Below are 10,930 nucleotides of genomic sequence, written 5' to 3'. Positions count from 1 at the left end.
CCCGACCTCGGGTGGGGAGCCGGTCCTGCAGGGGAGACAGGAGTCGAACCTGCGGCATCCGGTTTTGGAGACCGGCGCTCTGGCCTCTGAGCTACACCCCTCGGCGGGATCAGCCTCGCAGCCGCCACCGCACCCGACAACCGGTTTTCCGGTGCCTGCGGCCCGTTCCCAGGGTCCGCTCCCCGGCGGTCGGAGGGGAACGCGTACACTCGGCTCCCGTTTCCGCTGATTGGCGGGCATAACCGATCGATAGGCAGTTTCACGTGAGTTCCGCAGAGGTATCCGACGCACCGATCTACGCCGGTCTGGTGGAGGAGCAGGGCGACGTTCCGGCCGAGGTCCGACGGGTGGCCGAGGAGACCCTGCTGGAGGTGGAGAGCGCGCTCGACTTCAGCTCGGTGCGCGCACCGGCCGTCGCGCGCTGACCCCGGTCCGGATCACACCGGGCCGCCACGGACCCGGTCCGGATCATGATGGGCTTCTGCGGGCAGGATCAATACCAGCGACCCTGGATCCTCACCGTTCGGAGCACCGTGTGACCGTCAGCCTGCACCACTCGGCCACTGTCCTGTTCCAGGGCGACAGCATCACCGATGTGGGACGGCTGGCGGAACGGGACTGCCCTCTGGGCAACGGCTACGTCCGGACGGCTGCCGAGCGTGTGCGGTCCGCGCGACCCGACAGCGACATCACGTTCGTCAACCGGGGCGTCGGAGGCGACGGCGTCTCGGATCTGCGCGCGCGCTGGCGTGAGGACGCCCTGGACCTCGAGCCGGACGTCGTGTCGGTCCTGATCGGCGTGAACGACACATGGCGCCGCTACAACTCCGGCACCGTCACCTCGGCGCGCGCGTACGAGAGCGACTACCGCGCCATTCTCACGCAGGTCCGGGAGGAGCTGGGTGCCCAGCTGATCCTCATCGAACCCTTCCTCGTGCCGGTACGGGACGAGCAGTGGGCCTGGCGCGAGGACCTCGACCCCAGGATTCAGACGGTCCGCCGCCTGGCCGAGGAGTTCGACGCCGCGTTGCTGGCCGCGGACGGCCTGCTCAACCAGGCGGCGCGCGCCGCCGGCGGTGCCGAGTGCATCGCGGGTGACGGAGTCCACCCGACACCGCTCGGGCATGCGCTGCTGGCGGAGGCATGGACGGCACTGGCAGGGCTCTGACGTGCGGGTGCCCGGAGGACCGGAATCCTGGCCCAGACGGTCTTACCCTTCCCGGTGGGCCGGGACCAGCCCCAGGAACTGCTCAGCGTGTCGATGATGCGCAGCCCCCGGCCGCGCTCGAGGGACTCGTCCGCCTGGCGCAGCACGGGCACCTCGGGGCTCGGATCGTTCACCGCGCAGACCAGCGTCCCGTCCTGGCAGGCCAGTCCGAGCCGGGCCGTCGACCGGTCGGCATGATCTGCCACCGGCTGCAGCCCGTGGCAGACCGCATTGCTCACCAGCTCGCCCGCCACGAGGGCTACGTCGTCCGCGCAGGAACGCAGGCCCCAGTACTCGAGTGCGTCGCGGACGAACGCCCGTGCCTGCCGCAGACTTTCCGGATCCGCGCCCAGGCCACGTGTGGTGAACCCCGGGGCCCCGATGCCGAGATCCCGCGCCAGCTCCTCGTGCGGATCCGCACTGCTGCCGACCGAACCGGGCACGAGAGCTGCCGCTCCGTGACGTGGTGTGTTCTCCGCGTGCATGAGCGCTGATCACCCTCCGCTGAAGGCCGGTTCGTGGTGTCGTGGGGGCCGGATGACCACTAGTATCCTCGCCGTCCGCGCAGGCGGTGCAATTGCATCCGGAATTGCACCCAGGGGTGTGAGCAGGGGACACCTGTTCACCCGGCGCGGGGCCTGGTGGCACACCAGGATGTGTCAGCGCAACGAGAAGGAATGGACCTCATGCAGCACATCGACAACGGCGTCCCCGCCAACTCCCTGGCCGGCGTGGAGTGGAAGAAGAGTCATCACAGCAACCCCAGTGGAAACTGCGTGGAGATGGCACTGCTGCCCGGCGGCGAAGTGGCCGTACGCAACTCCAGGTTCCCCGAAGGCCCTGCCCTCGTGTACACGGGCGACGAGGTGCGCGCGTTCCTCGCGGGCGTGAGGGACGGCGACTTCGACACCATGGCCGGCTGAATTCGCGGCAGGGAGGGCCGAAAAGGCACGGCAGTCTCGCATCGGCCGGACCTTCTTGGGGCTCCTGATGGCACACTGGCGTCAAGACGCCCGTCCTCAGGAGTCCGCATGCCCGGCATCGAACCGCTTCAGCCGTCACGGAGGCCGATCCTCGCCCCGGCCGCGGGGGCGAGTCCCACCGCGTTGCGCCTGGTTCTGGGCGCGCAGCTGCGGCGGATGCGTGGCGAGGCCGGCATCACCCCCGACGTCGCCGCCGACCGGATCCGGTGCTCGACGGCGAAGATCAGCCGGATGGAGACCGGGCACTCCCCGTGCAAGGAGCGCGACGCCGCCGATCTCCTCGCGCTCTACGGCGTGACGGACCCCACCAGGACGGCGGAGTTCATCGATCTGGTGCGCAGGGCCGGACAGCGTGGATGGTGGCGGAACTACGCCGACGTCCTGCCGGACTGGTTCGAACCCCTGGTCGGCCTGGAGGAGGCCGCCGCGTCCATCCGAACGTACGAGGGACATTACGTTCCGGGGCTTCTGCAGACAGCCGACTACGCCTATGCGGTGGTGCGTTCCGGACACACCCTGGAATCGGAGGAGATCACCCGGCGTCGGGTCGAACTGCGGCTCAGACGACAGCAGTTGCTGCAGCGAGCCGACGCGCCGAAGCTCTGGGTCCTGCTGGACGAGGCTGTGCTGATGCGCCCGACGGGCGGGGCCTCTGTGATGCGTGAACAGCTCGTCCATCTGCTGGAGATGACTCAGCTGCCTCACGTGATCGTGCAGGTGGCCCCCTTCGAGGTGACCGCCCACACGTCTCCGGGCAACGCCATCACATATCTGCGGTTCGCGATGGAAGGGCTCCCCGATGTCGCGTACATCGAGCACCTGACCAACGCCACGTCCGTGAACAAGCAGGAGAGCACGGACGAGTACCGGTGGATCCTCGACTCGCTCAGCGCCCAGTCGCCGAGCCCGGCCGGGAGCAGGGATCTGCTGAGGCAGGCACTCGAGCGCTACAGCTGAGCGCCCGCCCCGTCACCACTGACCGGCCGTCACGCGGCCCCCGTCACCACTGATCCGCCGTCACACGGCCCGTCACCACTTGCGGCCGACGCCGCCGAACTCGATCCACTCCTGGGTCTCCTGCTTCGGCGCCAGATCCGAGTCCGGCCGCCACGTCGACACCTCCACAAGGCCCGGCTCCAGCACGTCGAGGCCCTCCAGGAAGCCGTGTACATCAGCCTGCTGACGCACCCGCCCCCACTGGTTGCCGGTGCTCTTCGCCATGAAGTCCGTGACGAAGTCGCGGGTTGCCGCGTCCTCGCTCACGAGCTGACACACCACGAGGAAACTCCCCGGAGCCAGGCGGGACGCCACCCGGCGTACAAGACCCGCGGGGTCGTCCTTGTCCGGGATGCAGTGCAGTACGGACACGAACAGGGCGGCCACCGGCTCGTCGAAGTCGATGAGCCGTTCCACCTCCGGGTGGCCGAAGATCCCCTCGGTGTCCCGCATGTCCGCCTGGATGACGGCGGTCCTGTCGTTCTCCTCGAGTATGGCCTTGCCGTGTGCCAGGACGATGGGGTCGTTGTCGATGTAGGCGACCCGGGCGCCGGGGTCCACGAGCTGGGCGACCTGATGGACGTTGTCCTGGGTCGGCAGACCGGATCCGTGATCGATGAACTGGCGTATCCCGTACTCGGAGGCCAGGTGGTGCACGACACGCCGCAGGAACCTCCGGTTGTTCACCGCCAGGACCTTGGTGCTCGGCACATGCTCCAGAAGCTGCTCACATGCGACCCGGTCGGCGGGGTAGTTGTCCTTGCCGCCCAGGTAGTAGTCGTACATCCGCGCGACGCTCGGCACGTTCACGTCGATGTTCTTCGGAATGGAGGTGTCCCCGTTGCTCATCCAGCCCCTCGCGGTTCAAAGAGAGTGAAGTCGGTGTGGGGTCATGCTAGGGATCTCGCCGGGTGGCTGACAGTCCTCGGGCGAGTGAGGCAAGGCCGCAGGGTCTTGAACCAGCCACATGGGGCCGGGGGTAGGACACCCTCGCTGACCTGTCTGCTCTCTCGTGTGCGACTTCCTCGGAATGACGGGCCGTCAAGACTGCCTGCTCGGAAGCTTATTGTCACGTGAAAGCCGTGGGCGCGGAACCTGCGCGCGGCTGTGCGGAGTGTGATTCCAACGCGGCCGGAAATCGGCGGAGGAGCCGCCGGCGAACTTCGCCGCGGTGGGTCCGAAAGTGAACGCCCGGACCGCGTCGGGCGATGGCCGATCGGGCCAGGCGGTCTATCGTGGGAGCCATGCCCGCCCCCGAGCTGATCCGCATCGTCTCGCGCGACTCGCCCATGGCCCTGGCCCAGGTCGAGCGCGTCAGGGCCGAGCTTGCGGCCCTCCACCCCGCCACCGTCACCGAGGTCGTCCCCGTCAGAACCACGGGCGACAAGTGGATGGGGGATCTCTCGAAGGTCGAAGGCAAGGGTGCCTTCACCAAGGAGGTCGACGCCGCTCTGCTCGCCGGGGACGCGGACCTGGCCGTCCACTGCGTCAAGGACATCCCCGCCGACCGCCCGCTGCCCGTCGGCACGACGTTCGCCGCGTTCCTCGAGCGTGACGACATCCGGGACGCCCTCGTGCACCCGGACGGGCTCACGCTCGACCAGCTCCCGGACGGCACACGTGTCGGCACCTCGTCCGTTCGCAGGACGGCGCAACTCGCCGCCTCGCACCCGCACTTGGACTGCATCCCCTTCCGGGGCAACGCCAACCGGCGACTGGCGAAACTGGCCGCTGGTGAGGCCGACGCGCTGCTCCTGGCCGTGGCGGGTCTCCGCCGCATCGGCCGCCCGGACGTGATCAGCGACATCCTCGCCCCGGAGACGATGTGCCCCCCGATCGGCGCGGGAGTCCTCGCCCTGCAGTGCCGCGAGGACGACACGACGACCATCGACGCCGTGAGTGCGCTCAACCACCCGGGGACCTACCGGGAGATCACGGCCGAGCGCATGTTCCTCCATGTCCTGCAGGGGCACTGCAACTCCCCGATCGCCGGGTACGCCACCTCCCACCGCAACGGAGACCTCTCCCTGCGCGCCTGCGTGTTCACTCCCGACGGCAAGACGGTCCTCAACGCACACGAGTGGGCCGGCCCGCTCGACCCCGCCACCCTCGGCACCTCGGTGGCCGTCACCCTGCTGCGCCAGGGCGCACGTGAGCTGATCGACTCCATCGCCCACTGAACCCGCCGCGCCAGGAGGCGTGCGCGGATGACGGCAGGCCGGGCCGGCGGTGCGTCGAGACGGCTGTGCGTTCGAGACGGAAGTGTGGACCGTTGGCCACGCGCTGCTGAAGAGTAAAGCAACCTCAACTGCGCTTGCTGCCGGGGAAATTGCTTCTGGTTGCCAAAAGCCACGTCATGTTCAGCCTGGTTGGGTGCGTCGAACGCCGTCGGGATTCCGCGGAAGGGGATTCGGCGGGCCGCTCCGTCCGCACCGTCTCCTTCCACCGGGCCCGTGTCCTGCGACGCCGTGCGAGCACCTGATCCCTCGGCCGCAGGCTGCAACCCGCGGCGTTCGAAGACACCCGATTGCGCGCCGGATGTGCCCGTCCGGCTGCCGAGCGGCTCAGGAACGCGGATCCTGGGAGGCAGTGTCACCCCCGGGAGGCGCCACGCCGCGTGCCGCATCCGTTGTACCAGAGGAGACCCCATGCCCCGGTTCGAGGCGACGGTCGACATCGACCGTCCCGTCGCAGAGGTTTTCGCCTTCCTCGCGGACGGTGAGAACGACAGGAAGTTCAGCCCACGTGTCCAGAACATCTCCAAGACGCCGGCGGGTCCGACAGCGGTGGGGACCGTGTTCCGCAGCACGGTGAAGGACGCCGGCATGACGACACGGCGTGAATTCCGGATCAGTGAACTCGTCGCCCCGACTCGCATCCGCTGGAACGAAGTGTCGACCAACCTCGTGACCGCTCGCGAAGGCGGCTATGACCTGGAGTCCCTTGCAGATGGTCGAACGAAAGTGCGTATCTTCAATGACCTGGAGGGTCACCGGCTGGGCAAGCTCCTCGTCGGGCTCGCTGTAGCCGCCGCACGGAAGGACGCCCCGGCCTTCGGGCAACGGATCAAGGCCGCGGTGGAGGCCTCCTGACAGAGGCCCCGCCGGAGCGGCGACGGGTACTGCTCCGTCGCACCAGGCCGCGTAGGGTCGGGACCATGGTGCACGTACTGAGCAGCAGGGTATTGCTGAGGCCCGGTGACCCGGAGGCCTCCCGGGACTTCTACGGACGGACACTCGGACTGCCCGTCTACCGAGAGTTCGGCACCGGCCCCGACCGCGGAACGGTGTACTTCCTCGGCGGCGGCTTCCTCGAGGTGTCCGGGCGCTCGGATGTACCACCGACCGAGAGTCTGCGGCTCTGGATGCAGGTGGCCGACTGTGCGGCGGCACACGAGGAGGTGTCGGCCCGGGGGGCACGCGTCCTCCGTCCGCCGCTCCAGGAACCCTGGGGTCTGATCGAGATGTGGATCGCCGACCCGGACGGCCACCGCATCGTGCTGACGGAGGTACCCGCCGACCATCCGCTCCGCTACCGCCCCTGAGTGTCGAGAGCGGTGAGCGCGACGCGAGCCGCCTGCGCGACGAGAGCGTCCTGTGGCTCCGCTCCCTGGACATCGCGACGGGAGAGTACGGCGATGGTGATCGGCGCGGAGTCCGGCGGCCATACGACTGCGATGTCGTTGCGGGTGCCGTAGCCGCCCGTGCCGGTCTTGTCGCCCACCACCCAGCCGGCCGGGGCGCCCGCACGGATGAGTGCGTCGCCTGTGGTGTTGCGCTTGAGCCAGTCGGTCAGCACGGCCCGCTTGTCCGCACCGAGGGCATTACCGAGCACGTACGCGCGCAGATCGACGGCCAGGGCCCGAGGCGTGCTGGTGTCGCGGGGATCACCGGGCGAAGCCTCGCTGAGATCGGTCTCGTACCGGTCGCACCGGGTGATGCGGTCGCCGAGGGCAGCGAGCGCGTCCTGCAGCCCGCGGGGGCCACCGAGCTGGTGGAAGAGGAGATTGGCTGCGGTGTTGTCGCTGTAACGGACGGCGGCGTCGCACAGTTCGCGCAGAGTGAGGCCCGTGTCCACGTGCTGCTCGGTGATCGGGGAGTTGGCGACGAGATCACCAGGGCCGTACCGTACGCGCCGGCCGAGCCGCTGGAGCGTGTGCGCGTCCAGCAGTGCTCCCGCCAGCAGGGCTTTGCAGGTCGAGGCGTAGGCGAAGCGCTCGTCGGGGCGGTGGGTGACGGAGAGACCGCTCCCGGTGTCGACCGCGTACACGCCCAGCCGAGCGTCGAACTTGCGCTCCAGCTCCTGGAACGCGCGTCCCGTCCGGTGCGCGGTCTCTTCGGCCCTGGAGGGTGCTTTTCCGGAGGGGGCGGGTGGTGCTGCGGTCGGCGCGGTCGTGTCGCACGCGGCGAGCGGGAGGGCTGAGAGGCCGGCCAGCGCGGAGAGCGCGGCACGGCGGGGGAGAGGGGTGGGCACGTGGGCGGCGACTTCCTGCGTCCGAGGGGGTGGGGGAGCAGCCGCCCGCGGATCCGCCCCTAACGGTCGGGCGTTCGGTGCGTAGCGGGCGGCCGGCAGGGTTCTGGCACCCCAGACTAGGGCGGGCACTTCCCCTCTCTGCGGACATGCCGACATGTCGGCCGTGTCGTCACGGGGAGCGGACGCCGGGCGGCGATGACGCAGGGGCAACGCCACACGCGTCCCCCTGCGCCGGACCGGCCGGTGGAACCGGGTGCTCCGGCCGGTTGGAAGACGTCAGGTCAGCAGGCCGGACGCGGCCCCGCCGAGTCGTGGCGGAGAGGAGCCTGAGGACTCAGACGTATCCGTGTGAGCCCGTCCTCGCCGGTGGGACCGGAGCCGGACTTGTCGACGACGTAGGCGGTGCTGCCGCCGGTCATCCTGACGTGGTTGGGGTACGCATCGGTCGTCACGGTCTCCACGACCCTCCCCGCGCGCGGATCGACCACCGACAGGCTTCCGGCCAGCCGGTTGGCGACCAGGGCATGGCCCGAGCACGCGTCGACGGCCACGGACTTCGCCCCCGCACCCGTCGCCACCGACTTGGTGACGGTGCCCCTTCGCAGGTCGACCACCGACATCGTTCCCGAAGCCTGGTCGGCGGTGTACGCGGTGCGCCCGTCGGTGGAGAGCGCGATCGAGAGCGGCCCCTCGCCCGTGGGGATGAGGCGCGGGGCCCTTGAACCGGGAGCGACCTCGATGATCTGGTTGTTGGTGAAGTCTGCGGCGTAGACCGCACCGGTCCGTTCGTTCACCGCCAGTCCTGTCGGCCCGCTCCCCTCGACGGCGACACGCCTGATCTCCTTCAGGGTGCGGCTGTCGAAGGCCACGAGAGCGCCGTCGCTGAAGGCACTCGCCCACACGACGTCGCGCTTCTCGTCCACGACGACCTCGCGGGAGTGATTCACGTTCAGCCGGGTGGCGAGATGCCTGCCCGTCTTCTGGCTGTAGACAGCGACCGAGTTGTTCCGGGTGTTGGTGACCCAGAGGGTGTTGTGTTCGTCGTCGACGTCGATGCCGTAGACGGCTTCGACCGTGCCGTTCGTGGGGGGCGTGTAGGCCGCTTCCACCTCGAGGGTGTCGGGGTCGATCCGCAGCAACTGGGAAGCCGTGACCGGGGCGGGCGGCTGCCCCACGGAGGCGGTGGCCCAGAGCACGTCGTTGCGTTCGGAGTACGCGGACTGGTAGAGGCCCTGTGCGAGCGGCACCGACGTCACGTGCGAGCCGGGCGGTGTCCCGGTACCCGCCGTGGCGGTCCCGGTCAGCGCGAGAGCGCTGCCGAAGGCGAGCGCGACGGCGGTCGCGGCTACGCGGCGGACACGGCGATTGAGCGAGGCCATGTGTGCTGTTCTCCCTGGACGCGCGCCTCCGGAGAGGCGCCCGCGGTATCGGGCGGGGGTCGGCCCGCGCCCTTGTGTCCACTGTCGGTCGGCTGCCCGAGGCTCTCGGAGTCCGGAGAAGGGGCGCGCGCCGGCTGACGTGCCTTCAGCGCGCAGGAATCGTCTGCAACTCCATGCCTCAGGTAAAAGTTAGGTAACCCTAAGCTAAGTTTTACCCAAAGGGCAACCGTGAGGGGTCGGCGACAGCGTGGGCTCGGCCGCGGTTTTCTCCACCGTGAGTCTTGCCTCTCCTCGGCGGTAGCGGTACGGGGCCGAGGAGGGCTCACTCCTGCCTGAGGTTCCCACGGATCGTCAAGCCGGCCCGCGAGTCCATAGGATGCGTTCATGGCTCGGTTTGATCAGGTGAAGGCGACGTTCTGGGGCGAGGGCCGGTACGGGGTTCAGCCACCGTTGACAGACTCGGTCGTTCAGGATGCCGAGCGTCAGCTCGGCGTCCGTCTGCCGGCCTCGTTGCTGGAGGTGCTGCGGATCCAGAACGGCGGCCTGGTCGCGGATCCATGGAACGCGTTCCCGACGGACGTGCCGACGTCCTGGAGCGAGAACCATGTTCCGCTCGACGACATGATGGGCATCGGACGTCACGAGGGCCAGCTGTCCTTGCTGGACTCGGCCTATCTGGTTGAGGAGTGGGGTCTTCCCTCGCCTCTTGTTCTGCTCTCCGGTGATGGTCACTGCTGGATCGCTCTCGACTACCGGACAGGTGGAGAGCGCGGCGAACCGTCCGTGACGTGGTTCGACGTGGACGGCGGCACGGAGCTCCCGCTGGCGACGGACTTCACGACGTTTGTCGAGCGGCTCACCGCGGCTGATTCGTTCGACCTCCATGACGCGGACGGACGCCGATCAGGGTCCTGATCTGGCTCCGGTCCCACCTGCCGTGTCCAGGCTGCTCGCGGTCCTGCGGCGTCTCGGGCAGCGCATGATGCCCTTGGTGGAGATGCGCTCGGCGGTGGTGCCGGGCAACGTGGTCCCATGTTCCTTCGTCGCAGGCGTGGCGGCCCCCGGTACGGCATGATGAGGTCATGCGGACGCGATCTGTGCTCATCTACGACGGAGACTGCGCCTTCTGCACCTCCTCCGTGACGTTCGCCGAACAGTATGTCCGGCCGCGCTGCGAGGCCACTCCATGGCAGTTCGCGGATCTCGACTCCCTCGGTACCACACGAGAACGAGCGGAGTACGAACTGTTGTGGATCACGCCGACCGGAGTGATCTACGGAGGTGCTCAGGCCGTCGCCAAGCTGCTGTTGACCGCGGGAAGAGGTTGGGCTGTCCTGGGAGCGCTGCTCACCCTGCCTCCCCTTCGCTGGATCGCTCACGGCGTCTACCGGCTCGTCGCGAACAACCGCGAGCGGATGCCGGGCGGAACGCCGGCCTGCGCGCTGCCCGCAGACCGTCGGCCGAGCACCCGGACGGCCTCGGGGGAAACCGCGCGCTGAGAGCAGACATCCCGACTGCGACGGGGGCGGGCTGCGTGCCCGGTACGCTCCCTGCGCGTGTGCGGTGATCGATCACAGATGACGCGGCGACGAAGTGGATTGCCTAAAGGCGGTCCAACAGGCCGCGCAGGCAACACGATTGGGTTGGGCAGCCATCGCCGGCACGACAGCTCTCCTCGCCACGTCTGTGGTGGCGCTGGTCGGCGGCGGCCAGGTCGTTGCGTTCGCCCTTGGATACGCCGCAGTTCACATGGACTGAAGCCCGCAACTGCTGGTCAGCTCCGACGGTGGACGTTCCGCGTTCGGCAGTCGGCCGAAGACGAGCTCGACATCCTTGTCCGAGCGCAGTCGCATGACGGCGGCCCGCTGGCGGGCGTCACCGTCGTGCACGGC

At 69.0% G+C, this 10,930-nt stretch carries 12 protein-coding genes, 1 tRNA gene and 1 pseudogene; 9 read left to right on the top strand and 5 right to left on the bottom strand.

Annotation, left to right across the window (positions count from 1 at the left end; genetic code table 11):
* Positions 1–28 precede the first annotated feature (28 nt).
* A tRNA-Trp gene (locus ACFWFI_RS35125) sits at positions 29–101 on the bottom strand.
* A 162-nt stretch (positions 102–263) separates the two neighbouring features.
* On the opposite strand from ACFWFI_RS35125, the gene ACFWFI_RS35120 reads away from it, so the two are divergent.
* Together ACFWFI_RS35120 and ACFWFI_RS35115 are read left to right on the top strand one after the other, a co-directional pair.
* Positions 264–425 carry a hypothetical protein gene (locus tag ACFWFI_RS35120; protein WP_387398381.1) on the top strand — a complete coding sequence of 54 codons (162 nt, stop codon included), beginning with the start codon at positions 264–266 and terminating at the stop codon, positions 423–425.
* 110 nt (positions 426–535) lie between these two features.
* Positions 536–1,168: an SGNH/GDSL hydrolase family protein gene (locus tag ACFWFI_RS35115; protein ID WP_387398379.1), complete on the top strand. Its 633-nt coding sequence runs from the start codon at positions 536–538 to the stop codon at positions 1,166–1,168.
* Positions 1,169–1,254: 86 nt separating this feature from the next.
* Here ACFWFI_RS35115 and ACFWFI_RS35110 read toward each other — a convergent pair.
* Positions 1,255–1,692, bottom strand: a pseudogene (locus ACFWFI_RS35110) (ATP-binding protein); the annotation flags it as partial.
* Positions 1,693–1,893: 201 nt separating this feature from the next.
* Here ACFWFI_RS35110 and ACFWFI_RS35105 point away from each other — a divergent pair.
* Complete coding sequence (locus ACFWFI_RS35105) at positions 1,894–2,130, top strand: DUF397 domain-containing protein (protein WP_387398377.1); 237 nt, start codon at positions 1,894–1,896, stop codon at positions 2,128–2,130.
* Positions 2,131–2,238: 108 nt separating this feature from the next.
* Complete coding sequence (locus tag ACFWFI_RS35100; RefSeq protein ID WP_387398376.1) at positions 2,239–3,147, top strand: helix-turn-helix domain-containing protein; 909 nt, start codon at positions 2,239–2,241, stop codon at positions 3,145–3,147.
* 72 nt (positions 3,148–3,219) lie between these two features.
* On the opposite strand, the gene ACFWFI_RS35095 is transcribed toward ACFWFI_RS35100, so the two are convergent.
* Positions 3,220–4,035, bottom strand: coding sequence for an SAM-dependent methyltransferase (locus tag ACFWFI_RS35095; RefSeq protein ID WP_387398374.1), 816 nt, complete (start codon positions 4,033–4,035; stop codon positions 3,220–3,222).
* A 395-nt stretch (positions 4,036–4,430) separates the two neighbouring features.
* Between ACFWFI_RS35095 and hemC the strand changes: the two genes are divergently transcribed.
* The 3 genes from hemC to ACFWFI_RS35080 all read left to right on the top strand — a co-directional run bounded on the left by hemC (position 4,431) and on the right by ACFWFI_RS35080 (position 6,730).
* On the top strand, positions 4,431–5,366 hold the full coding sequence (gene hemC, locus ACFWFI_RS35090) for a hydroxymethylbilane synthase (protein ID WP_387398372.1): 936 nt from the start codon (positions 4,431–4,433) through the stop codon (positions 5,364–5,366).
* A 468-nt stretch (positions 5,367–5,834) separates the two neighbouring features.
* Positions 5,835–6,278, top strand: a complete 444-nt coding sequence (locus tag ACFWFI_RS35085) for an SRPBCC family protein (protein ID WP_387398370.1) — start codon at positions 5,835–5,837, stop codon at positions 6,276–6,278.
* A gap of 65 nt (positions 6,279–6,343) precedes the next feature.
* Positions 6,344–6,730, top strand: coding sequence for a VOC family protein (locus ACFWFI_RS35080; RefSeq protein WP_387398368.1), 387 nt, complete (start codon positions 6,344–6,346; stop codon positions 6,728–6,730).
* Here the strand turns inward: ACFWFI_RS35080 and bla are convergent.
* Together bla and ACFWFI_RS35070 are read right to left on the bottom strand one after the other, a co-directional pair.
* Positions 6,718–7,659: a class A beta-lactamase gene (gene bla, locus ACFWFI_RS35075; RefSeq protein WP_387398366.1), complete on the bottom strand. Its 942-nt coding sequence runs from the start codon at positions 7,657–7,659 to the stop codon at positions 6,718–6,720. The genes ACFWFI_RS35080 and bla overlap by 13 nt on opposite strands.
* Positions 7,660–7,940: 281 nt before the next feature.
* On the bottom strand, positions 7,941–9,038 hold the full coding sequence (locus ACFWFI_RS35070; RefSeq protein WP_387398364.1) for a YncE family protein: 1,098 nt from the start codon (positions 9,036–9,038) through the stop codon (positions 7,941–7,943).
* 384 nt (positions 9,039–9,422) lie between these two features.
* Between ACFWFI_RS35070 and ACFWFI_RS35065 the strand changes: the two genes are divergently transcribed.
* Entirely contained in the window at positions 9,423–9,953 is a 531-nt protein-coding gene (locus ACFWFI_RS35065) for an SMI1/KNR4 family protein (RefSeq protein ID WP_387398362.1), read from the top strand.
* A gap of 167 nt (positions 9,954–10,120) precedes the next feature.
* Complete coding sequence (locus ACFWFI_RS35060; RefSeq protein ID WP_387398360.1) at positions 10,121–10,537, top strand: thiol-disulfide oxidoreductase DCC family protein; 417 nt, start codon at positions 10,121–10,123, stop codon at positions 10,535–10,537.
* The last annotated feature ends 393 nt before the right edge of the window (positions 10,538–10,930 follow it).

Origin of the sequence: Streptomyces sp. NPDC060209, assembly GCF_042728155.1 — a bacterium.
Lineage (GTDB): Bacteria > Actinomycetota > Actinomycetes > Streptomycetales > Streptomycetaceae > Streptomyces.
The sequence above is the reverse complement of the archived record's forward strand: the minus strand, read 5'-3'. Positions and strand labels throughout refer to the sequence as shown.

Coding starts and splice junctions, on each gene's coding strand:
- ACFWFI_RS35105 (WP_387398377.1), top strand. CDS start 1,894: ATGCAGCACATCGACAACGGCGTCCCCGCCAACTCCCTGGCCGGCGTG.
- ACFWFI_RS35100 (WP_387398376.1), top strand. CDS start 2,239: ATGCCCGGCATCGAACCGCTTCAGCCGTCACGGAGGCCGATCCTCGCC.
- ACFWFI_RS35095 (WP_387398374.1), bottom strand. CDS start 4,035: ATGAGCAACGGGGACACCTCCATTCCGAAGAACATCGACGTGAACGTG.
- hemC (WP_387398372.1), top strand. CDS start 4,431: ATGCCCGCCCCCGAGCTGATCCGCATCGTCTCGCGCGACTCGCCCATG.
- ACFWFI_RS35085 (WP_387398370.1), top strand. CDS start 5,835: ATGCCCCGGTTCGAGGCGACGGTCGACATCGACCGTCCCGTCGCAGAG.
- ACFWFI_RS35080 (WP_387398368.1), top strand. CDS start 6,344: ATGGTGCACGTACTGAGCAGCAGGGTATTGCTGAGGCCCGGTGACCCG.
- ACFWFI_RS35070 (WP_387398364.1), bottom strand. CDS start 9,038: ATGGCCTCGCTCAATCGCCGTGTCCGCCGCGTAGCCGCGACCGCCGTC.
- ACFWFI_RS35065 (WP_387398362.1), top strand. CDS start 9,423: ATGGCTCGGTTTGATCAGGTGAAGGCGACGTTCTGGGGCGAGGGCCGG.
- ACFWFI_RS35060 (WP_387398360.1), top strand. CDS start 10,121: ATGCGGACGCGATCTGTGCTCATCTACGACGGAGACTGCGCCTTCTGC.